The following is a 23,858-nucleotide window of genomic DNA, read 5'->3' on the forward strand; positions in this document are numbered from 1 at the left end:
CCTCAGTGTCTAAATCGGGGGCGTTTTCAAGATCAATTACCAATCATTCGCTATCAGTGATCAACAAACGCAATTTTCAGCATAAACAACAGCGCCACCACCACCACACATGGGCTGATTTCACGCCAGCGACCGGTACCCAACTTCATCAGACAATAAGAGATAAAGCCCAGCGCGATCCCTTCAGTGATAGAGAAGCTGAACGGCATCATCACTGCGGTAACAAACGCGGGAACCGCTTCAGTCAGATCATCCCATTTCACTCGCGACAAGCTGGATGTCATCAGTACGCCAACATAAATCAACGCACCCGCAGCAGCATAAGCAGGCACCATACCGGCCAGCGGCGAAATAAACATCACCAGCAAAAAGAGGATCCCGACAACCACTGCGGTTAAACCGGTCCGGCCACCCACAGCAACCCCAGAAGAGCTTTCAATATAGGCCGTCACTGACGAGGTACCGATTAAAGCACCGGCAACAGAACTGATGCTGTCCACGTACAGCGCTTGTTTCATGCGCGGGAACTTGCCTTTATTATCGGTTAAACCGGCTTTATCCGTCACACCAATCAATGTGCCAGATGAATCGAACAAGTTAACCAGCATAAAGGAGAAAATAACCCCCGCCATACCAATATTCAGCGCACCGGCTATATCAACCTGCCCGACCACAGATGTCACACTTGGCGGCATAGAGAAAATACCAGAGTAATGCACATCACCCAGCGCCCAGCCGATGAGGGTCGTCACGACAATCGACACCAGCACCGCAGCATGGATATTCCGTGATGCCAAAACCGCAATGATAAAGAAGCCCAGCGCCCCCAGCAGCACACTGTGAGAGGTCAAATTACCGACTGCCACCAAGGTATCTGGATTTGCTACCACAATACCGGCATTTTTCAGCCCCATCATGGCGATAAACAGACCAATACCGCTGGTGATCCCCACCCGCAGACTCAGCGGAATGTTCGCTATCATCCAATAACGGATACGGAAAATAGTCAGTAGAAGGAAACCGATTGCGCCCCAGAAAATAGCCCCCATGCCCACTTGCCATGAGATACCCATCGCGCCAACCACCACAAAAGCGAAGAAAGCGTTAAGCCCCATCGCCGGTGCCAGTGCTACCGGTAAGTTAGCCAATAACCCCATAAAAATGCTGCCAAAAGCGGCGATCAGGCAGGTTGTGACGAATACCGCCTGCACATCCATACCCGCAACCCCTAAAATCTGCGGGTTAACGAATACGATATAGACCATAGTCAAAAAGGTGGTGATACCGGCAATCAGCTCAGTACGGGCGGTTGTACCATGCTGTTTCAGTTTAAATACACGTTCGAGCAGCCCCTGCTCAGTATCAAGGTTTGGTTTACTCATTCGAAGAGTTCCACAAAAGGGAGTGATAGTCGGGGAGTATCCTATAACAAAAAACACGAGGTTAGAGCGAGATCACACTATTTTTGACTATTTTTTATCTACCGAGTTGCGCAACAGATGGCTTGATGTTAACCACCACCAATATAACCCATTGAAATTTATTAAATTAATATAAATTTAATTGATAGCAGGGTAATTATATATCGCATTCTCGGGCAGGATGGTTAAAGTGGGATAAAGAGGGTTGGTATGATTAAAGGGAGAAATAAGTGAGTAACATTGAATGCGTCATGTTCGATTGCGACGGTACCTTAGTGGACAGTGAAGTCTTGTGTTGTCAGGCATATGTCGTAATGTTTGCCCATTATGATATTCACCTGTCGCTGGAAGAGGTGATTAAACGCTTTAAGGGCGTAAAACTCAATGAGATTGTCGCACTGGTGAGCCAGGAAAATGGCCTGGACCAACCAATAGAAACGCTGGAGAAACTCTATCGCGATGAAGTTGCTCGCTTGTTTGATACTCAGTTGCAGCCTATCGCTGGGGCAAAGACCCTACTAGAGCAAATCACCCTGCCGGTTTGCGTGGTATCCAATGGGCCGGTCAGTAAAATGCAGCACTCCCTTGGCCTGACTGGATTACTGCCTTTCTTTGATAACCGGCTGTACAGCGGCTACGACATTCAACGCTGGAAACCAGATCCAGCGTTGATTTATCATGCAGCCAGAGAGATGAAGGTCGCCGCTGAGCACTGTATTTTGGTGGAAGACTCTGCCGCGGGTACTCACGCCGGGATTGCCGCGGGTATACCGGTATTTTACTACTGCGCCGATCCACACAACCAGCCGATACACCATCCGCTGGTTACCCTATTTGATGATATGCAGCAATTGCCTGATCTATGGCACGCAAGAGGCTGGCATATCACCGGCCATTAACTGACTGACAATGCGGGTCTATTTCGCCACCAGCGCCATGAACGTTTAATGGCGCTTTGCTTCTTAATCGCATGTTGCGGGCTGAAGCGGCGGTTAAGGCCATTCGCCAGCAGATCCAATGACAGACATAAAACAAAGTAGACCAACGCGACAAACAGGAACACTTCCATCGGGTACACCATGCTGCGATTATTGACCTGAGTCGCCAGAAACGTCAGTTCATTCACTCCGACGATATAAGCCAGTGACGTATCCTTAATCAATGAAATCCATTGATTAATAAATGACGGCACCATGATGCGCAATGCTTGCGGTAATACCACAAACCATAATACCTGCCAGCGATTAAAACCTAACGACAACCCTGCCTGCCACTGCCCGGCACCGATAGCTACAATCCCTGCTTTTACCGCGTGAGCCAGATATGCGGCAGCAATTAGCGCCAGCGCGCATACTACCGTGGTGATTTCGGGTATATCCACACCAAATACAATTGGCAGTAGGAAATAGGTCCAGAAAATCAGCATAATCACCGGAATAGCACGGAAAAACCCCAAAAAAGCGGCTAATATACCTGCCCAGACACCACGAGACATGGCCAGCAATACGCCCAAAATGATGCCTAAAATAGCAGAAGCAACTCCGGCGATAATGCTGATCAACAAGGTTAATGCCGCGCCGCCCAACGGACCATCCGGGAAAGTGCCCCACAGGAGATAAGTCCAGTTATCGGCAATTATGGTAAAATCCATCTCAATGCCCCTTGACCGCGGTTCGTTGTTGACGCCACATGCCCCAGGCTTCAATCAACGCGATAATGGCGATATACAATACCGTTGCCACACCGAATGCCTGAAATGTCCTTAACGTCTCGGTTTCAACTTGACGGGAAGCATAAGAAAGTTCAGCGACTCCAATCGCCATCGCTAATGACGAATTTTTAATAATATTCATATATTGGCCAAGTAACGGCGGCATAGCGATTTTCAACGCCTGCGGTAATATCACATGGCGCATGGATTGCCAGCCAGTTAGCCCCAGAGCATGAGCGGCATATTTTTGCCCCTTCGCTACCCCACTGATCCCTGCACGTAACTCTTCAGCAATAAATGCGGTGGAATAGAGAGTCAACCCGATAAAACCGGCTAAAAATTCAAAAGAAGGCCAGCTCAGCGTTAGCCCGAAAGCGGTTAGTTCATGGGGAGTATTGAGCCAAGGGATCCAAGATGCAGGTAGGAATTGGCTGGCGGCAAAATACCAAAAGAACAGTTGGATCAGCAGCGGCGTATTACGAAATAGCGTGCTGTAACCCACAGCAGACCATTGCAAGGCTTTAAGTTCGCTATCTCTGGCTGCGGCTAGCAAAAAACCTAAGAGCGTGGAGGCCACTACTGTACAGGCGGAAATCCACAGCGTAAGCAGAAAACCGCTCCACAGCCAGCCAAGGTATTGCGGGGCCAGCAGCCAATCAGTGAGATGATGTAGATTCATAGGATTTTAGGCCTATATCCGTCTGATATCCGAATAGCACGGGTATTTACATACACAATAAAATCCATCTTATTTTTACGACAGCGCTATAGCCAAAACCCTTAACGTTGCAGGTAGGGTATGCAGCTAACCCCCTGCAACTTCAAGGACGAAGGATATATTAGGCTTTAGGCTGTTGATCCAGGGGCGCAAATTTAAACTCACCGCGCGGCTGGGATGCATTGGTTTCCGGCCCGAACCAACGGTCATAAATTTCCACCGCCTGGCCGTCTTTTTCCAGTTTAACCAGTGTTTCGTTAACACTCGCCGTTAAACGATCTTCACCTTTAGGAATACCCACGCCCTGATATTCTTTGGTAATACTGAAAGGCGATATCTCAAAGTCAGCTTTTTGTGCCGCTGGCAGATTACCCAGCAGACCAACAAGTTTTGCATCATCCTGAGTGATAGCTTGAACATTACCATTACGCAGAGCAGTGAATGCCAACGGGGTATCATCGTAAGAAATTACTTTCGCAGTGGGATAATGCTCACGCAGGGTAATTTCCTGAACCGTCCCTTTATCGGCACCAATTCGTAATTTACGGATATCTTCAGGTGTTTTTAACACACCTTTATGAGCAATAAATTTCTGACCGGTGGCGAAATACGGCAAACTGAAGTTCACTTCTTTCGCGCGCTCATCAGTAATAGTGAAGTTGGCGGCAATCAAATCCACTTTTTTGGACGTCAGCAACGGAATGCGGTTAGCTGGATTGGTTGCGCGCAATTCCACTTTCACCCCTAAGTCCTTAGCGATAGCATTTGCGATATCCACATCATATCCCACCAGTTTTTTAGTCTGTGGGTCGATATAACCAAACGGCGGGTTACTATCAAAAACAGCAATTCGCACCACGCCAGCTTGCTTGATATCGTCCAGTTTATCTGCATGAGCCGCGCCAGAAAGCGTAGCCAGGCCAGCTAATAGCGTTAATGCGATTGCGCTTTTTTTAGTGGAAAGAGATTGCTTCATGGAAAGCTCCTAAGGTAATTGAAATCTTGTGATGTTCATAAGCTATCAATTTGCCGTTAGGTCAGGAAATAATATAAAACGATATCTTTATAACCAATTAATCTCAGTGAATGAATCTCATTATATTGATAAAAAATCATGGGTTACTGGTAGATTTATTCGTAGATGTTTCATCAATTACCTGAATACTTTCTTGCCTCGCAACCACCACTGGCTTTATTTTGCTCTTGTTCTGGCTAGAGGACTCTTCTGTAATCTCTGATTGACCAATAAAGATACCCCCTTTCTTGATTGAGAAATTACTGCCTTTTACGATGCCATTTAAACGGCCATTTTCCAGAATTTCCAGATGTTCAGAAACACAAACCCCCTCCACCCGCCCATCAACGGTAATATGCGGAGCGGTTAAGTTCCCTTCAATCTGGCCGCTGCGCATCAACCTTATGGTGCCCTCATTAACCGTAATATCGCCAATCACGACACCGTAAACTTGAATATCGCCATCGAGATTAACATCACCTTTTAATTGCGTTCCTGCGGCAATAACAGTATTGATTTTAGTGGTATCCGGTGCCATATCAGGTAAAGCTGAATTGACTTTTTTAGCGAAATCAATCACTGATGACACCTCGCTATTAGTGTTATTTTTCTTTTTAAACATAATTTTTACCAAAATAAACATTAGGAATAAGGTAGGAGCAAGTAGTAGGTAAAAAAATAAGTTGTAAACGATATAACTGACTAAACATGCAATCCACAGCAGCCAAAAGAGGCTAAGCGTGATATTTTTGTGCATATACAGACTCATGTTCACTTATCCCGCCCCCGCGTAAAATATATAAAAATAATTATGTTAAGCTGAAAAATTACATACTCCCGAAAAAAAATGATATGGGAAACAGACCTTCCACCAAAAGGAAAATACATTTCCTATCAATAATTAAATCATCAGGAAAATATAAAAACAGAGAAACAAACTTCCATTTAATTATGTCAATCAATTAGGGTTTAGAATATAAACAAACATGAAACAATGTAGAGTTAATTTATATTGTTCAAAGAAAGGAAGGTAAAAACGGGTGGAGTCAAAGACAAAAACCGATCCCCAACCCACCTAATTCGCCAGGATGATTGGGGATATTGTTATTTTTCAGTCTTACTGGAAAGTAGTTTCTCTAAGTCATCCCCACCAAGGTGGCGGAAGTCCTGCCCTTTGACGAAGTAGAAAATAAATTCACAAATATTCTGGCAGCGGTCACCAATACGTTCAATGGAGCGGGCGCAAAACAGCGCTGTCAGTACACTAGGGATGGTGCGCGGATCTTCCATCATATAAGTCATCAATTGGCGCACGATGCCTTCATATTCCTGATCGACCTTTTTGTCTTCACGATAGATACGAATAGCTTCATCCAAATCCATGCGAGCAAAGGCGTCCAGCACATCATGCAGCATTTGCACCGTATGTCGGCCCAAAGACTCCAGACTAACCAGCAAAGGCTGGTGCTGATGAGAGAACTTTTCCAATGCCGTACGGCAAATTTTATCCGCGACGTCACCAATACGTTCCAGCTCAGAAATAGTCTTGATAATGGCCATCACCAAACGCAAATCACTGGCGGTTGGCTGACGTTTGGCAATGATGCGCACGCAGGCTTCATCAATGGCCACTTCCATCATATTGACCTTTCTATCGCCCGCAATGACCTGCTTCGCCAGTTCACCGTCCTGATTATGCATTGCGGTGATCGCATCAGATAATTGTTGTTCCACCAGCCCACCCATAGTTAAAACTTGGGTGCGGATATGCTCAAGTTCTGCATTGAACTGGCCAGAAATATGTTTATTTAGATTCAAGTTATCCATAATACTTCCCGTACATGTAAATAGGCAAAATTACTATATACCCTAAATAATTCGAGTTGCAGGAAGGCGGCAATTGAGCGAATCCCCAGTCACTTACTTAAGTAAGTGACTGGGGTGAACGAAAGCAGCCAACGCACATGCAGCTTGAAGTATGACGGGGATAGGCCCCTCAGCCATAGCGACCGGTGATATAATCTTCCGTCTGTTTTTGCTGCGGCGCAGTAAACAGGGTATCCGTATCACTGAATTCAATTAGTTCGCCCAGATACATAAATGCCGTGTGATCTGAGCAGCGGGCGGCCTGCTGCATGTTATGCGTCACAATCACCACCGTATAATCAGACTTCAATTCGCTAATCAGTTCTTCAATACGGCCAGTGGAGATGGGGTCAAGCGCCGAACAAGGCTCATCCAACAGCAATACATCCGGACGAATGGCAATACCACGGGCAATACACAGACGCTGCTGCTGCCCGCCTGATAAGCTATAACCACTCTGGTGTAGCTTGTCTTTGGTTTCATTCCACAATGCCGCTTTGGTCAGCGCCCATTGCACCCGCTCATCCATATCGGTACGAGACAGGCTTTCAAACAACTTCACACCAAAAGCAATGTTATCGTAAATAGACATCGGGAACGGGGTTGGCTTTTGGAAAACCATACCCACTTTAGCCCGCAATAAGGCAATGTCTTGTTTATCGGTCAGGATATTCTGGCCATCCAGTAAGATGTCGCCTTCAGCACGCTGATCCGGATACAACTGATACATTTTATTGAATGTACGCAGCAGAGTAGATTTACCACAGCCTGATGGGCCGATAAATGCTGTGACCTGATTCTTGGCAATATCCAGCGAAATATTCTTCAGCGCATGGAATTTGCCGTAGTAGAAGTTCAGATCGCGAACCTGAATTTTGCTGTTGTTGATGTCAGTAGCCATACTCATCAAGACTTCTCTCTTTTAGCCAATGCCGCCGTAGCCGCATTTTGAAATTTATTGGCGAATCGGTTTTTTCTTAGCTCATCACTATTGTTGCGCGCTAATTAATACTTTTTCTTCGCGAAAATAACCCGAGCCAGAATATTCAATAACAGAACGCACAGGGTAATCAACAGCACCCCAGCCCAAGCCAACTGCTGCCATTCGGCAAACGGACTCATGGCAAACTTAAATATGGTGACCGGCAAGTTAGCAATAGGCCGACTCAGGTCGGTACTCCAGAACTGGTTGGAGAGCGAGGTAAACAACAGTGGTGCTGTTTCACCGGCAATACGCGCCACTGCCAGCAAAATACCGGTCAAAATACCCGAGATAGACGCTTTCAGCGTAATGGCTGATATCATGCGCCACTTTGGCGTTCCCAATGCATAAGCCGCTTCGCGCAAGCTATCCGGTACCAGCTTCAGCATGTTTTCAGTGGTGCGGATAACAATAGGCACTTGTAATAGCGCCAGCGCAATCACCCCAGCCCAGCCAGAGAAGTGCTCCATCCGCGTCACCACGATGGTGTAAACAAACAAGCCGACAACGATAGATGGTGCCGATAACAAAATGTCATTAATAAAGCGGGTGATTTCCGCCAACCAAGATTTACGGCCATATTCCGCCAGATAAATCCCCGCCATGATACCCAGTGGCGTACCGATAACGGTTGCCCACAGAATCAACAAACCACTGCCCGCAATGGCATTTGCCAAGCCCCCTCCTGCGGTATTAGGGGGCGGGGTCATCTCGGTAAACAGCGCCAGAGACATCCCGTCAATACCCTTGGTGATAGTAGAGAATAAAATCCACACCAGCCAGAACAAGCCGAATGCCATGGTTGCCATTGAAAGTATCAAGGCAATTCGGTTCTTTTGACGACGCCATGCCTGCTTTTTACGGCGGGATTCCATCAGCGTCGCATCACTTTGCATATTCATGGTCGCCATGTTAGCGCCCCTCTTTCTTAGCCAGACGCAAAACCATTAACTTAGATATTGCCAACACGATAAAGGTGATAACGAACAAGATTAACCCCAACTCCATCAATGCAGCGGTATGTAAACCGGATTCAGCTTCGGCAAACTCATTTGCCAATGCAGAGGTGATACTGTTCCCCGGCATAAACAGCGAGAAGCTGTCGAGTTGGTAGGTGTTACCGATAATGAAGGTCACCGCCATGGTTTCACCCAAAGCGCGACCCAACCCCAGCATCACACCACCGATAACCCCATTTTTGGTGTAAGGCAGCACAATACGCCAAATAACTTCCCAGGTAGTGCAGCCGATACCATAAGCTGACTCTTTCATCATCACTGGCGTTTGTTCAAATACATCCCGCATTACCGCGGCAATATAAGGAATAATCATGATTGCCAGAATGACACCGGCCGCCAGAATACCAATACCGAATGCCGGGCCGGAGAATAGCGTTCCCACAATAGGAATGCCGGACATCACGTTGCCAACCGGCTCTTGAAAATAACGGGCAAACAGCGGGGCGAAGACAAACAAACCCCACATACCGTAAACAATGCTCGGGATAGCGGCTAATAACTCAATCGCCACACCCAACGGGCGTTTTAACCAGTTAGGTGCCAGCTCCGTCAGAAACAGGGCAATACCAAAACTGACCGGGACCGCAATGAGCAGGGCAATAACAGAGGTGACAATGGTGCCGTAAATCGGTACCAATGCGCCGAATTGCTCAGCCGGAGGATCCCATTCTTTAGTCCACAGGAAAGCAAAACCAAACTTTTCGATACTGGGCCAGGAAGCAACAATCAATGAAATAATAATGCCGCCCAGCAGAAATAGCGTAATCAGCGCAGCCAGTTTAACCAGCGCACTGAAAATGATGTCACCGTATTGACTCGGTGCTTTGGTAGTCGGCTTATTCGCAGCCATAGACTCTCTTCTCATCCTACCCCTAATATTTCAAGCTGCAGGGGTGTTGGCTGCTTTCGCTCACCCCAGTCACTTACTTAAGTAAGCTCCTGGGGATCCTCTCAATTACCGCCTACCTGCAACTCGAATTATTTAGGGTATATATTGTGAATCAATATTTTATAAATCACTTGTTGCCAGTAAATCAGAAGATTGGCTTACCGTTACTGTCTTTTACATTGGTTTTCCAAGCCGCACGAACCTGTTCAACCACTTCTTTTGGTAATGTGGCGTAATCCAGTGCATTGGCTTGTTCAGTACCGTTTTTGTATGCCCAATCAAAGAACTTCAGGACTTCGGTGCCGTTAGCCGCATTTTTCTGCTCTTTGTGCACCAAGATGAAGGTTGTTGAGGTAATTGGCCAGACATCATCACCTTTTTGATTGGTTAAATCTTGCGCAAACGTTTTGCTCCAGTCTACACCTTTTGCCGCAGCGCTAAAGCTTTGCTCTGTTGGACTGACTGGTTTGCCATCGGCTGAAATCAGCTTGGTATAAGCCAGGTTATTCTGTTTAGCATAAGCGTATTCCACATAACCAATAGCGCCAGGCAAACGCTGGACGAATGCAGCAATACCGTCGTTACCTTTACCGCCCAAACCGGTTGGCCAATTAACCGTAGAACCCGCACCCACTTTTTCTTTCCATTGTGTATTCACTTTAGCCAGATAACTGGTGAATACAAATGAGGTGCCTGAACCGTCAGCGCGGCGCACTACAGCAATATTTTGATCTGGCAATTTAACGCCCGGATTCAACTTAACAATCGCCGGATCATTCCACTTCTTCACATTGCCCAGATAAATATCACCCAGTACTTTACCGTCTAACGTCAGTTCACCGGATTTAATGCCTGGGATATTCACCGCTAACACCACACCGCCAATTACTGTCGGGAATTGGAATAAACCCTCAGTGGCCAGTTTTTCGTCGGTTAATGGCGCATCAGAGGCACCGAAATCAACCGTGTTAGCAATGATTTGTTTCACGCCACCGGAAGAACCGATCCCCTGATAGTTAACTTTGTTACCTGTTTCTTTCTGATAAGAATCTGCCCACTTGGCATACACCGGCGCGGGGAATGTCGCACCTGCACCTGTCAGGCTTGCAGCAGCGAACGCGGACACAGTGGTCATAGATAAAGTCGCTGCCACAATGCTGGCTACGGTGGTACGCATCAGTTTCATAATCCCTCCTAATGGGATATTAGAATTAACTCTATACCGAAGAACTTGGAGTAGCAGGTAGGCAGCAAGCGAACGAATCCCGATGAGCTTACGCGTGTAAGTGATTCGGGTGAGCGAACGTAGCTAACAACCCTGCTGCTTTAAGTACAAAGTGTATAAATTGTTTTCATCAGATTAAGTATGGTGCAGGAGGGAAAATAGGACACTTTAATGACATAAAAATGTACGAAATATTACAGTTATATGACAGATATTTAAGGTTAAGATAAATTACTTATTTATCATGATCTTGATTCTATTTCTAAGCGGCTATTTTATCTTTTCATTCGCAAAAAGTTTAGTTTATCGTTTCAATAAACGCCAAAAATACGTTTGTTTTTTAGTCGAAAATGACAATCTTTTACTCAACGACCAAACAAAAAAGCCGGCATATACCGGCTTAGATTGATGCGAGTTCTATTACGATTTATTCAACCGTTACCGATTTTGCCAAGTTACGTGGCTGATCCACATCAGTGCCTTTAATCAAGGCAACGTGATAAGACAATAGCTGTAGCGGTACGGTGTAGAAGATAGGCGCAATAATCTCTTCCACGTGCGGCAACTGAATAATTTTCATGCCTTCGCTATCAGTGAACCCTGCATCTTGATCGGCAAACACATACAGCAAGCCGCCACGCGCGCGCACTTCCTCAATGTTGGATTTCAGTTTTTCCAACAATTCATTGTTTGGTGCGACCACGATGACCGGCATATCAGCATCAATCAATGCCAACGGGCCGTGCTTCAACTCACCCGCGGCATAAGCCTCTGCATGAATATAAGAGATCTCTTTCAGTTTCAGCGCACCTTCCATCGCAATCGGATATTGATCACCACGGCCAAGGAACAATGCATTATGTTTATCAGAGAAACCTTCAGCCAGCGCTTCAATGGTTTTATCCAGAGACAGCATCTGTTCAATACGGGCAGGCAAAGCCTGTAATGCATGAACAATGTTCTGTTCCAGGCTGGCATCAGCACCTTTCAGCTTACCAATACGCCCCACCAGCATCAGTAAAACCGTTAACTGAGTGGTAAAGGCTTTTGTTGAGGCCACACCAATCTCGGTACCGGCTTTAGTCATCAACGCTAAATCTGATTCACGCACCAGTGAAGAACCGGCTACGTTACAAATGGCCAGTGAACCTAAATACCCTAACTCTTTGGATAAGCGCAGGGCTGCCAATGTATCGGCGGTTTCACCGGATTGTGACAAGGTAATCAACAGGCTATTAGGGCGCACAGCGGATTTGCGGTAACGGAACTCAGACGCAATTTCCACATCACAAGGCACGCCCGCTAATGACTCAAACCAATAACGAGCAACCATCCCTGAGTTATAAGAAGTGCCGCAGGCAATGATTTGAATATGTTGAACATCTGCTAGCAAGGCATCTGCTTGCGGGCCCAGTTCTGACAAATCAATCGTGCCATGATTTAAACGGCCTTCCAGCGTATTTTTAATCGCCATTGGCTGTTCATAAATTTCTTTTTGCATGTAATGGCGGTAAATACCTTTATCGCCAGCATCATATTGCACCTGAGATTCAATTTCAGGGCGCTCAATAGCGTTACCCTGCTTATCAAAAATATCGATGCTACGACGAGTGACTTCAACCACATCACCTTCTTCCAGGAAGATAAAGCGACGGGTTACCGGCAGCAAAGCCAGTTGGTCAGAAGCGATAAAATTTTCACCCACGCCACAACCAATCACCAGCGGGCTACCTGAACGAGCAGCCACCAAACGACTTGGATCACGGCTATCCATCACGACGGTGCCATAAGCGCCGCGTAATTGTGGGATCACACGCTTAACCACTTCCAGCAAAGAACCCCCTTGCTGTTGCTCCCAGTGCACCAAGTGAGCAATAACTTCGGTATCGGTTTGAGAACTGAAACTATAACCACGGCCAATCAATAACTCACGTAAAGGTTCATAGTTTTCGATAATACCGTTGTGAACCACTGAGATATAGTCAGAAACATGAGGGTGCGCATTGGCCTCTGATGGCTCACCATGGGTAGCCCAACGGGTATGTGCAATCCCGGTACCACCATGTAAATCCTGCTTTTCAGCAGCATCAGACAATGCCTGAACTTTACCTACACGACGTAAACGGGTCAGATTACTGTCAGCATCAACCACCGCCAAACCCGCAGAGTCATAGCCACGGTATTCAAGACGACGCAAACCTTCGATCAGAATCTCAGCAATATCACGTTGCGCTACTGCGCCAACAATTCCACACATCTGTTTTATTCCTATGTAAGGTTCTTTTAGAACCTTGTCGATGCCAGTGACCTGATTGATCCGGATTTTCCGGGTTCCCCGAGCCTGTAGAGTTGGGGATTATTATGTTTTGATCTGTATTCTCAGAATAAATAGATAAACCAAAAATACAGTGCAAAACATTCATTCAAAAAAACAGCCCTTCAAAGAATAAATGATATTGAAGGGACTGTTATATACCCTAAATAATTCGAGTTGCAGGAAGGCGGCAATTGAGCAAATCCCCAGGAGCTTACTTATTTTAAGGTCAACGACCAATAAGTGACTGGGTGTTTGAGCGCAGCCAACGCACATACAGTTTGAAGTATGACGGATATAGATTATTTTTTCTTAACCGGACGCTGCCAACCCTGCACATGGACCTGTTTAACTCGGCTGAGTACTAACTCATTTTCAGCAATATCACCCGTGACCGTGGTACCGGCAGCAATCGTCGCACCCTTTGCTACCGTTACGGGTGCGATAAGCTGAGTATCGGACCCAACAAAGACATCATCGCCAATAATAGTTTTAAATTTATTAGCTCCATCATAGTTACAAGTTATGGTTCCTGCGCCAATATTTACGCCAGAGCCAATGTCAGCATCGCCTAAATAGGAGAGGTGTCCGGCTTTAGAGCCTTTACCTAAGCGGGATTTCTTAATTTCAACAAAGTTACCGACATGTGCGCCTTCAGCTAACTCAGCTCCTGGGCGCAGGCGGGCAAATGGCCCGACAGTACAACCGGTATCCAGACGTGAATCTTCCAGCACGCTGTACGGGCTGATTTCGCAATCATCACCAATCACACAGTTTTTCAACACGCAGCCGGTACCTATTTTCACCCGATCGCCTAGCGTGACATGACCTTCAATGATGACATTGGTATCAATAGTAATATCGCGGCCATGTGTTAACTCTCCGCGCAAATCAAAACGCGCAGGATCCAGCAACATCACACCGGCTAACAAGAGCTTTTCAGCCTGTTCGGCCTGAAATACACGTTCAAGAGCCGCCAGTTGCACACGATTATTCACCCCTTCAACTTCGCTAAGGCGGGAGGGATGCACTGCGGTAATTTTCTTACCATCGGCATGAGCTAACGCGATAATGTCGGTGATATAAAACTCACCCTGAGCATTATTGTTATCCAACAGAGATAACCAGCGTTTTAAATCACGCCCGTTAGCCACCAGTATTCCGGTGTTGATTTCATTAATCTCGCGCTGTGCATCGTTGGCATCTTTATGCTCAACAATTCCGACCACATTACCATTTTCACGCACGATACGGCCATAACCGCTTGGGTTATCCAGTTTCACCGTCAACAAGCCAATACCACCTTGTGGCTTGGCTGCCAACAGCCGCTGTAAAGTATCAACTGAGATCAACGGCACATCGCCGTACAGCATCAGGACATCTTCATCATCAGCAAAATGCGGTGCAGCTTGTTGCATCGCGTGCCCGGTACCTAGCTGTTCTGCCTGCAATACCCAATTCAAGGACGGATCAGCCAGCGTCTTTTTCAGTAGCTCACCACCGTGCCCATAAACGAGATGGATATTTTGTGCACCCAACTTCATAGCAACATCAATCACATGCTGGACCATTGGCTTACCTGCCAATGGGTGTAACACCTTAGGAAGGTCGGAATACATACGAGTCCCCTTACCTGCGGCAAGGATGACTACACTCATTGAGCTGTTAGACATAAGCAACCTGATAACTCCAATTTAATAGACGGAAGTAAACCTGTTTAGCGAAATAATTACTACATATTTCTCAGCGAAAAACGTACTCAACCCGCGTGGCTCAAGGGTTGTGGCTAGCGGCCGTGTAACGAAAAAATGTAGCAAAAAGTGTCTGCGATCAGCGACGTTTTCTGATCTGTTTTCATTAAAATACACTCACTCATTCAGGTTATTAACTACTTATTTTACGACAAGAAACAAGAGTTTTCAGAAAGAAACGCTTTGAGTTTAGCTGAGGCTTAATGAAATACAGGAGAGGTGGGTTAAATGACAGCACCCAAGGGTGGAGAGGACAGAAAGTCAGTTTTATTGAGCGTAAAAGTAAAAAAAATGCCAATCAGTTTTACTGACTGGCATTCTATTGTTCTTCATATCCACCGTGTTTGAAGTTGTAGGAGGTTAGCGACCTACGCTTACTATCGACAACCCCAATCACTTTGAATATATAATAACCTTACATATCAATGGATTACTAAAAATCCACTCCTGTAAAATTACATCGCCTTCCTGGTGAGTTCGATTACGCGTAGTTTCGCAATCGCCTTCGCCAATTCAGCGGATGCCTGGGCATAGTCGACATCACCGTGGGAGTTATTGATATGGTCTTCAGCTTTACGCTTAGATTCCAGCGCCTTAGCTTCGTCCAGATCAGTTCCGCGAATAGCAGTGTCAGCCAATACGATCACAACGCTCGGTTGCACCTCAAGGATGCCGCCAGAAAGATAAATAAACTCTTCCTCACCGAACTGCTTAACGATACGTATCATGCCAGGCTTAATGGCAGTGAGCAGTGGGGCGTGTCCAGGGAAAATCCCCAGTTCGCCTTCACTGCCCGTCACCTGAATTTTTTGTACCACACCAGAGAACATCTTCTTCTCTGCGCTCACAACATCCAGATGGTAAGTCATTGCAGCCATGTCACCCTCCAGTCAACAGCGTTACAGTTTCTTGGCTTTTTCCACTGCTTCTTCAATGGTGCCAACCATGTAGAACGCCTGCTCCGGCAAGTGGTCATAGTCGCCGTCCATGATGCCTTTGAAACCACGAATGGTATCTTTCAGCGACACGAACTTGCCCGGTGAACCGGTAAAGACTTCTGCCACGAAGAACGGTTGAGACAGGAAGCGCTGAATTTTACGCGCACGGGATACAACCAGTTTGTCATCTTCTGACAACTCGTCCATACCCAGAATCGCGATAATGTCTTTCAGCTCTTGGTAACGTTGCAGAATAGACTGCACGCCACGCGCTACATCGTAGTGCTCCTGACCAACAACCAGCGGATCGAGCTGACGGCTGGTGGAGTCAAGTGGGTCAACCGCCGGGTAAATACCCAGAGAGGCGATTTGACGACTCAAAACGACGGTTGCATCCAAGTGAGCAAAGGTGGTTGCTGGTGATGGGTCAGTCAAGTCATCCGCTGGCACGTAAACGGCCTGAACAGAGGTGATTGAACCCGTCTTGGTGGATGTAATACGTTCCTGCAACACACCCATCTCTTCTGCCAGCGTTGGCTGGTAGCCTACCGCTGATGGCATACGACCCAGCAGTGCGGATACTTCCGTACCCGCCAAGGTATAGCGATAAATGTTATCGATGAACAACAGTACGTCACGACCTTCATCACGGAATTTCTCCGCCATGGTCAGGCCGGTCAGTGCAACGCGCAGACGGTTACCTGGTGGCTCATTCATCTGGCCATAAACCAAGGATACTTTGTCCAGAACGTTGGAGTCAGTCATTTCGTGGTAGAAGTCGTTACCCTCACGAGTACGTTCACCCACACCGGCAAATACAGAATAACCTGAGTGCTCGATCGCAATGTTACGAATAAGCTCCATCATGTTTACTGTTTTACCTACACCCGCACCACCGAACAGGCCCACTTTACCGCCCTTAGCGAACGGACAAATCAGATCCATTACCTTGATACCGGTTTCTAACAGATCTTGCGAGCTGGCAAGCTCTTCGTAAGAAGGCGCTTCACGGTGGATTGCCCAACGTTCTTCTTCACCGATAGGGCCTTTCATGTCGATTGGATCACCCAATACGTTCATGATACGGCCCAGAGTTGATTTACCAACTGGCACTTCAATCGGGTGCTCCAGGTTGATTACTTTCAACCCGCGGCTCAGACCATCGGAGGAGCCCATTGCGATACAACGAACAACACCACCGCCTAGCTGTTGCTGAACTTCTAGCACCAACTTCTGAGCTGCGCCTTCAACCTCAAGGGCGTTGTACACTTTTGGTACAGCGTCTTGGGGGAATTCGACGTCCACTACGGCGCCGATTACCTGGATAATCTTTCCAGTAGCCATCTTGAATCCTCTACGTAATACGTTTACCCGTTATATTTCAAATTGCTGGGGCGTTGGCTGCTTTCTCTCACCCCAGTTGCTTACGTCAGTAAGCGCCAGGGGATTTGCTCAGTTGCCGCCTTTCCGCAATCTGAACTATTTAGGGTAATAACCTGTTTAAACCGCGGAGGCTCCCCCGACGATCTCGGTGAGTTCCTGAGTGATGCTGGCCTGACGAGCCTTGTTGTAAACCAACTGCAGCTCTTTGATCAGGCTGCCGCCGTTATCGGTGGCGGCTTTCATCGCTACCATTCGCGCGGCCTGTTCGCTGGCCAGGTTTTCAACGACGCCCTGATAAACCTGCGATTCCACATAGCGGCGCAGGAGAGTATCCAGCAGTGCTTTTGGATCGGGTTCATACAAGTAATCCCAGGATTTCTTCTTCAGCTCACCGCCTTCCGCAGGCGGAAGGGGTAACAGCTGCATGATCCGTGGTTCCTGAGACATCGTATTGATAAACTTGTTATTAACGATATACAGTTTATCCAGACGACCTTCATCATAGGCTTGCAGCATGACTTTCACTGGCCCGATAAGTTCTGCCAGAGAAGGGTTATCCCCCATACCAGTAACTTGAGCAACAATCTTGCCGCCCACGGAACCAAAGAAAGAAGCTGCTTTTGATCCGATTAGCGCTAAATCGCATTCAACGCCTTTTTCAGACCAACCTTTCATCTCAGCCAACAGTCTTTTGAACAGGTTAATGTTCAAACCACCGCACAAGCCACGGTCTGTAGAAACCACCAGATACCCAACGCGCTTAACGTCGCGCTCTTCCAGGTACGGATGTTTATATTCCAGATTACCTAACGCGAGGTGACCAATCACACTACGCATTGTTTCTGCATAAGGACGGCTGGCCGCCATGCGTTCTTGCGATTTACGCATTTTGGAGGCGGCGACCATCTCCATGGCTTTGGTGATCTTTTGCGTGTTTTGCACGCTAGCGATCTTGGAACGTATCTCTTTTGCGCCGGCCATTTCTGCTTCTCCTCATTGCCAGACGGCCTGCTTTCCTAATGAAAAGCAGGGCCGCATAGCGTTACCAGGACTGGGTTGCCTTAAATGTATCAAGGATGCCTTTCAGCTTGGCCTCGATTTCATCGTTATACGCGCCAGTTTGGTTGATTTGTTGCAGAAGCTCGGCGTGCTCGCGGTCAGCAAACGCCAACAGCGCAGCTTCAAAGCTACCTACCTTCGCCAACTCGACATCACCCAGATAACCACGTTCAGCTGCGAACAGAACCAGAGACTGCTGCGCTACGGACATTGGCGCATACTGTTTCTGTTTCAGAAGCTCAGTCACTTTCTGACCATGGCTCAGCTGTTTACGTGTTGCATCATCCAAATCGGATGCGAACTGGGAGAACGCAGCAAGTTCACGATACTGTGCCAGAGCGGTACGAATACCCCCGGACAGTTTTTTCATGATCTTGGTCTGCGCTGCACCACCCACACGGGATACGGAGATACCTGGGTTAACCGCAGGACGAATACCGGCGTTAAACAGGCTGGATTCCAGGAAGATCTGACCATCAGTAATCGAAATTACGTTGGTCGGAACGAACGCGGAAACGTCCCCTGCCTGGGTTTCAATGATTGGTAGAGCGGTCAAAGAACCGGTTTTACCTTTCACTTCGCCCTTGGTGAATGCTTCAACGTAATCGGCGTTAACACGCGCAGCACGCTCCAGCAAACGGGAGTGGAGGTAGAATACGTCGCCAGGATATGCTTCACGGCCTGGTGGACGACGGAGCAGCAAGGAGATTTGACGATATGCAACAGCCTGTTTAGACAGGTCATCATAAATAATCAGCGCATCTTCACCACGGTCGCGGAAATATTCACCCATGGCACAACCGGAGTAAGGTGCCAGGTATTGCAATGCTGCAGATTCTGAAGCAGTAGCAACAACCACAATGGTGTTAACCAACGCACCATGCTCTTCCAGTTTACGCACTACGTTAGCAACAGTAGAGGCTTTCTGGCCGATAGCAACATACACACACTTAATGCCGGAATCGCGCTGGTTGATGATCGCATCAATCGCCAGAGCAGTTTTACCTGTCTGACGGTCACCGATGATCAATTCACGCTGACCACGACCAATTGGGATCATGGCATCCACTGACTTATAGCCAGTTTGAACAGGTTCATCAACGGATTGACGTTCGATAACGCCAGGTGCGATAGCTTCAACGGCTGAGAAGCCATCGTTTTCTACCGGACCTTTACCATCAATAGGTTCACCCAGAGTATTGACGACGCGACCCAACAGGCCACGACCGACGGGAACTTCCAGGATACGGCCAGTACATTTAACCTTCATGCCTTCGGCAAGATCGGCGTACGGACCCATAACTACAGCACCTACGGAGTCGCGCTCCAGGTTCAGTGCGATTGCATAACGGTTGCCTGGCAGTGCGATCATCTCGCCCTGCATAACATCGGCCAGACCGTGTACGCGAATGATCCCGTCACTAACGGAAACAATAGTACCTTCATTGTGAGCTTCGCTCACTACATTGAACTGAGCAATGCGCTGCTTGATCAGTTCGCTGATTTCGGTGGAATTCAGTTGCATATGCTCCAGTCCCCTTAAGACTGCAAGACGTCCGCTAGGCGTTCTAGACGACCGCGAACGCTGCCATCTATCACCATATCGCCTGCACGTATTACTACGCCGGCCATTACGGACTTATCGATTTTGCAATTCAGCTTAACTTTGCGTGACAGACGTTTTTCCATCGCAGCGGCAATTTTAGCCAGCTGTTCGTCGTTTAGTGGACTCACCGAGCTCACTTCAACGTCGACGGTCGACTCCAGTGAGGCACGCAGTTGAATAAACTGCTGTAGCACCTCAGGAAGAACCAATAAACGGCCATTTTCCGCCATAACTCGAATGAAGTTCTGTGCGGGTTCATCGAGTTGATCACCACAGACTGCAATAAACGTCTTAGACATTGTTTCTGGTGCAACAGCACCCGAAAGCAATTCAGCGATTTGTTCATTGCGCGTCACTTGGGCAGTAAACGTCAGCATATCCTGCCAGCGATCAACCGCCTGGTGCTCAACAGCAAAGTCAAAAGCTGCTTTGGCGTAGGGGCGAGCTACAGTTACAAATTCAGACATCAGCCCCTCCCTCCTTACAGTTCAGCGACCAGTTTATCAACGATGTCGCTGTTAGCAGCTTCATCCACGGAACGTTCGATGATCTTCTCGGCGCCAGCTATAGCCAACATCGCGACTTGCTTACGCAACTCTTCACGAGCACGCTTACGTTCGGCGTCGATCTCTGCCTGCGCTTGCGCCACGATTTTGTTACGTTCCTGTTCAGCTTCTGCTTTCGCTTCATCAAGGATCTGAGCTTTGCGTTTACTTGCCTGCTCAATGATCACCTGTGCTTCTGCTTTCGCTTTCTTCAGTTGGTCGGTCGCATTGGCTTGCGCTAAGTCCAAATCTTTTTTGGCACGTTCTGCAGAAGAGAGACCGTCAGCAATTTCTTTTTGACGCTTCTCGATGGCAGCCATAATCGGCGGCCATATATACTTCATACAAAACAGGACAAACAGGACAAACGCGATGGCCTGGCCGAGGATTGTTGCGTTAAGATTCACAGCACAATGCCTCTTTAAAAGTTAATAGTTTGGTGTAGTTCACAGTAGAGAAAACTCTACTTACGCGACAGCAAACATCACGTACAGACCCAGACCAACGGCGATCATAGGGATGGCGTCAACCAGACCCATGACGATAAAGAACTGTGTACGCAGCAGAGGAATCAGGTCAGGCTGACGTGCAGCGCCTTCCAAAAATTTACCACCCAGGATGCCGATACCGATCGCAGCACCGATTGCCGCTAAACCCATCATTATAGCGGCAGCCATGTACAGCAGATCCATATTCAGGTTTTCCATGACAGTCTCCAATTATTTCAGTTAAAACGCAGTAGTGTTATAAGAAAATCAGTGCTCTTCGGACGCCATCGACAGATAGACAATCGTCAGAACCATGAAGATAAAGGCTTGTAACGTAATAATCAGTATGTGGAAGATAGCCCAAGGTAAACTGAGCATCCACTGTGACCACCACGGCAACAGGCCAGCAATCAGGATGAAGATCAACTCACCCGCATACATGTTGCCGAACAGTCGCAGACCGAGTGAAACCGGTTTGGACAGCAGGCTGACACCTTCCAGAATTAAGTTAACTGGAATGAATATCGGGTGATTGAACGGCTGCATGGTTAATTCTTTTACAAAGCCGCCTACACCTTTCATTTTGATGCTATAGAACAGAATCAGGACGAAAACACCCAATGCCATGGACAAGGTAATACTCACGTCAGCGGTAGGTACCACGCGCAATGCAGGTAACCCAAAGACGTGTTCACCGATGTAAGGCAGTAAATCGATTGGCAGCAAGTCCATCATATTCATCAATAAAACCCAAACAAACACGGTCAGGGCTAATGGTGCGATGACTTTACTTTTGCCGTGGTACATATCCCGTACGCTGTTATCGACAAAACCGATAATTAACTCAACAGCCGTCTGCAATTTGCCAGGCACGCCACTGGTAGCACCTGCCGCAACTTTGCGGAACACAAACAGAAAAGCTAACCCCAGCACGACAGAGAAGAACAAAGAGTCAATGTTCAACGTCCAGAACGTTGCAGGGCCAGGTGAGTGGGGATTGACCAACTCAAAGGTACGCAGGTCCAACTGAAGGTTATTCAGATGGTGACCTATGTAGTCCCTTGGAGTAGAGATTTCTCCTGATGCAGACATGATGCCTCTTACCCTCTTTGTAGTTAAATACGGTAACCGTTAAATACGATAACTGTTAAGTACGGTAACCGCTCATCACGGCCGGTGCCAATATCTGCACAATCAGCACCGCTAAATAGGTTAAGCCGAGTGGGATAAACGCTGCTTTAAACAGCCCCAACGCCACAATCAGCAAAATTATCGTCACGATAACTTTTAACCCTTCGCCAATAGCAAACGACCAAGCAACACGACCTGGTGCAGCTGTTTTTGCCTGATGGCGGCAAGCAAACAACATAAACATGGCACTGGGCAACCAAGCTGCCAGCCCTCCTGCCAGAGCAGAAGCACTCCATTCCAAGCTTTTAAAGCCAAAAGCAACACTGAGAACAACAAAAGTCATTAACTGCAAAAACAGCAACTTTCGTGCAATTTTCCCACTGTAAAGGGATACAGGCATGACGTTTGTTCTCTCCGAACCACACTAAGGGCATGTTGAGTGAGGTATAAAACTGCCTTTTGCCTCATTGAGTCAAGCAGCAAAAAACGAGCAAATTATACGGGCCACTCAAACGAATTCAATCGATAAGTAGCGAAAAGGTGAACAATTATTTAAATTTTCTACTTTCAGGCTATTTTCACAAGAAAAGCCTCGGAATAAAGCTTCTTTTAATTGTCTGATGATTCCAGCCATTATCAATAAAGTATGAAATTGATCACATAACTAAAAACAAACTACTTTATATCCCATAAACCTTTGTTTTGTCTTTAACGAAAAGAGCCCTTGAAACTTTTTACAAATCATAATGTTAAAATAAAATCATTATTAAACAATTTATCTACTTAGTAAAAACTTACCGTTGACATTTCAAATAATGACTTGGCAACAGTTTGGTCACATAAAAAATGTGGGATCCCAGATAAAGTCATGACTAAAGTGACTATTTGGCCGCTTTCAATATAGTTATGTCACCTGTTACCGCTGTTTTTGTAAACAATACGTGAAATATAATTTATTCGCACGATAGTAAGCGAATAAATACTCAGCAATATTAAGAACCATAAATCAGATAATTTGATCGCCATCCGCTAAGAATTTATTACATTTTTTTGATAAATAGCAAAGTTAGTTTGACTTAAGAATAACCAGATGGCGCTCGCCTGCTAATTCTGGCACCTGTAATCGCACAACTGACTCCAGGACAATACCCTCAGGTAGCGCAGCTAACTCATCATCGGGTCTTACCCCTTTAAGTGCATAAAAACGCCCTTCAGGCTTGGCTGGCAAATGGTGACACCAAGACAGCATATCTTGTAAGGATGCAAATGCACGGCTTATTACACCATCAAATGGCGGTTTTGCGGCAAAGTCCTCAACTCGACTTTGTACCGGCTCGATATTGTTTAAGCCTAATTCATGCTGTACCTGACGTAGGAAGCGAACACGTTTACCCAAGCTATCTAGCAACGTGAAGTGTGCATCAGGGCGCACAATAGCAAGTGGAACGCCAGGAAGCCCTGGCCCAGTACCCACATCGATAAACCGGTTACCTTGTAAGTGTGGATTAACCACAATACTGTCCAGAATATGTCGTATCAACATTTGTTGTGGATCACGAACAGAAGTCAGATTGTAAGCTTTATTCCACTTATGCAGCAGTTCAACATAGCCTATCAACTGGTGTTTTTGCTGATCGGGTAACACAATACCTGCCGTGTTCAGCAGGGAATCTAATTTTTTTAACACAACAATATCCTCTGACCAAAAAGTGTTCAGTCAGCACGTAAAAGGTCAATCTGAGAAATGATAATCTAGCTTAACCGTGGTTTGAATCGTTAGTTTTGGTCTGAGAATTC

23 protein-coding genes are annotated in these 23,858 nt (G+C 46.9%); 1 reads left to right on the forward strand and 22 read right to left on the reverse strand.

Annotation, left to right across the window (positions count from 1 at the left end; all coding sequences use genetic code 11):
• Positions 1–53: 53 nt before the first annotated feature.
• On the reverse strand, positions 54–1,382 hold the full coding sequence (locus AEP37_RS08120; RefSeq protein ID WP_049612239.1) for an NCS2 family permease: 1,329 nt from the start codon (positions 1,380–1,382) through the stop codon (positions 54–56).
• A gap of 269 nt (positions 1,383–1,651) precedes the next feature.
• Here AEP37_RS08120 and yieH point away from each other — a divergent pair, with 269 nt between their 5' ends.
• On the forward strand, positions 1,652–2,320 hold the full coding sequence (yieH, locus tag AEP37_RS08125) for a 6-phosphogluconate phosphatase (RefSeq protein WP_049612242.1): 669 nt from the start codon (positions 1,652–1,654) through the stop codon (positions 2,318–2,320).
• Here yieH and AEP37_RS08130 read toward each other — a convergent pair.
• The 21 genes from AEP37_RS08130 to rsmG all read right to left on the reverse strand — a co-directional run bounded on the left by AEP37_RS08130 (position 2,317) and on the right by rsmG (position 23,748).
• A complete protein-coding gene (locus tag AEP37_RS08130; protein WP_049612244.1) occupies positions 2,317–3,072 on the reverse strand; it encodes an amino acid ABC transporter permease in 756 nt (251 codons plus the stop codon). The two genes, yieH and AEP37_RS08130, sit on opposite strands and share 4 nt — an antisense overlap.
• Position 3,073: 1 nt before the next feature.
• Entirely contained in the window at positions 3,074–3,811 is a 738-nt protein-coding gene (locus AEP37_RS08135) for an amino acid ABC transporter permease (RefSeq protein ID WP_049612246.1), read from the reverse strand.
• Positions 3,812–3,971: 160 nt separating this feature from the next.
• Positions 3,972–4,826, reverse strand: a complete 855-nt coding sequence (locus AEP37_RS08140) for an ABC transporter substrate-binding protein (protein ID WP_049612248.1) — start codon at positions 4,824–4,826, stop codon at positions 3,972–3,974.
• Positions 4,827–4,962: 136 nt separating this feature from the next.
• The gene (locus AEP37_RS08145; protein WP_049612250.1) at positions 4,963–5,634 is read right to left on the reverse strand and encodes a bactofilin family protein; all 672 of its coding nucleotides are present in this window, start codon (positions 5,632–5,634) and stop codon (positions 4,963–4,965) included.
• A gap of 335 nt (positions 5,635–5,969) precedes the next feature.
• Complete coding sequence (gene phoU, locus AEP37_RS08150; RefSeq protein WP_049612252.1) at positions 5,970–6,692, reverse strand: phosphate signaling complex protein PhoU; 723 nt, start codon at positions 6,690–6,692, stop codon at positions 5,970–5,972.
• A gap of 169 nt (positions 6,693–6,861) precedes the next feature.
• A complete protein-coding gene (gene pstB, locus AEP37_RS08155) occupies positions 6,862–7,638 on the reverse strand; it encodes a phosphate ABC transporter ATP-binding protein PstB (protein ID WP_049612253.1) in 777 nt (258 codons plus the stop codon).
• 98 nt (positions 7,639–7,736) lie between these two features.
• Positions 7,737–8,624 carry a phosphate ABC transporter permease PstA gene (gene pstA / locus AEP37_RS08160; RefSeq protein WP_049612255.1) on the reverse strand — a complete coding sequence of 296 codons (888 nt, stop codon included), beginning with the start codon at positions 8,622–8,624 and terminating at the stop codon, positions 7,737–7,739.
• Position 8,625: 1 nt separating this feature from the next.
• Positions 8,626–9,582: a phosphate ABC transporter permease PstC gene (pstC, locus tag AEP37_RS08165; protein ID WP_049612256.1), complete on the reverse strand. Its 957-nt coding sequence runs from the start codon at positions 9,580–9,582 to the stop codon at positions 8,626–8,628.
• 184 nt (positions 9,583–9,766) lie between these two features.
• Positions 9,767–10,807, reverse strand: coding sequence for a phosphate ABC transporter substrate-binding protein PstS (pstS, locus tag AEP37_RS08170; RefSeq protein ID WP_049612258.1), 1,041 nt, complete (start codon positions 10,805–10,807; stop codon positions 9,767–9,769).
• A gap of 466 nt (positions 10,808–11,273) precedes the next feature.
• Entirely contained in the window at positions 11,274–13,103 is a 1,830-nt protein-coding gene (gene glmS / locus AEP37_RS08175; RefSeq protein WP_049612260.1) for a glutamine--fructose-6-phosphate transaminase (isomerizing), read from the reverse strand.
• A gap of 359 nt (positions 13,104–13,462) precedes the next feature.
• Positions 13,463–14,833 (reverse strand): bifunctional UDP-N-acetylglucosamine diphosphorylase/glucosamine-1-phosphate N-acetyltransferase GlmU, encoded by a 1,371-nt coding sequence (glmU, locus tag AEP37_RS08180; protein WP_049612261.1) that lies wholly within the window; start codon positions 14,831–14,833, stop codon positions 13,463–13,465.
• Between the two features lie 533 nt (positions 14,834–15,366).
• Entirely contained in the window at positions 15,367–15,789 is a 423-nt protein-coding gene (locus AEP37_RS08185; protein WP_004393020.1) for a F0F1 ATP synthase subunit epsilon, read from the reverse strand.
• 21 nt (positions 15,790–15,810) lie between these two features.
• Positions 15,811–17,193 carry a F0F1 ATP synthase subunit beta gene (atpD, locus tag AEP37_RS08190; protein ID WP_049612263.1) on the reverse strand — a complete coding sequence of 461 codons (1,383 nt, stop codon included), beginning with the start codon at positions 17,191–17,193 and terminating at the stop codon, positions 15,811–15,813.
• A gap of 156 nt (positions 17,194–17,349) precedes the next feature.
• The gene (gene atpG / locus AEP37_RS08195) at positions 17,350–18,213 is read right to left on the reverse strand and encodes a F0F1 ATP synthase subunit gamma (RefSeq protein WP_049612265.1); all 864 of its coding nucleotides are present in this window, start codon (positions 18,211–18,213) and stop codon (positions 17,350–17,352) included.
• Positions 18,214–18,274: 61 nt separating this feature from the next.
• The gene (gene atpA / locus AEP37_RS08200; RefSeq protein WP_049612266.1) at positions 18,275–19,816 is read right to left on the reverse strand and encodes a F0F1 ATP synthase subunit alpha; all 1,542 of its coding nucleotides are present in this window, start codon (positions 19,814–19,816) and stop codon (positions 18,275–18,277) included.
• Positions 19,817–19,830: 14 nt separating this feature from the next.
• Complete coding sequence (atpH, locus tag AEP37_RS08205; protein ID WP_049612268.1) at positions 19,831–20,364, reverse strand: F0F1 ATP synthase subunit delta; 534 nt, start codon at positions 20,362–20,364, stop codon at positions 19,831–19,833.
• Positions 20,365–20,378: 14 nt separating this feature from the next.
• A complete protein-coding gene (gene atpF / locus AEP37_RS08210) occupies positions 20,379–20,849 on the reverse strand; it encodes a F0F1 ATP synthase subunit B (protein WP_004393038.1) in 471 nt (156 codons plus the stop codon).
• 60 nt (positions 20,850–20,909) lie between these two features.
• Positions 20,910–21,149, reverse strand: coding sequence for a F0F1 ATP synthase subunit C (gene atpE / locus AEP37_RS08215; RefSeq protein ID WP_004393045.1), 240 nt, complete (start codon positions 21,147–21,149; stop codon positions 20,910–20,912).
• Positions 21,150–21,197: 48 nt separating this feature from the next.
• On the reverse strand, positions 21,198–22,022 hold the full coding sequence (atpB, locus tag AEP37_RS08220) for a F0F1 ATP synthase subunit A (protein ID WP_049612270.1): 825 nt from the start codon (positions 22,020–22,022) through the stop codon (positions 21,198–21,200).
• Positions 22,023–22,077: 55 nt separating this feature from the next.
• Entirely contained in the window at positions 22,078–22,461 is a 384-nt protein-coding gene (gene atpI / locus AEP37_RS08225; protein WP_049612272.1) for a F0F1 ATP synthase subunit I, read from the reverse strand.
• A 666-nt stretch (positions 22,462–23,127) separates the two neighbouring features.
• The gene (gene rsmG / locus AEP37_RS08230; RefSeq protein ID WP_049612274.1) at positions 23,128–23,748 is read right to left on the reverse strand and encodes a 16S rRNA (guanine(527)-N(7))-methyltransferase RsmG; all 621 of its coding nucleotides are present in this window, start codon (positions 23,746–23,748) and stop codon (positions 23,128–23,130) included.
• Positions 23,749–23,858: the final 110 nt, after the last annotated feature.

Origin of the sequence: Yersinia pekkanenii, assembly GCF_001152565.1 — a bacterium.
Lineage (GTDB): Bacteria > Pseudomonadota > Gammaproteobacteria > Enterobacterales > Enterobacteriaceae > Yersinia > Yersinia pekkanenii.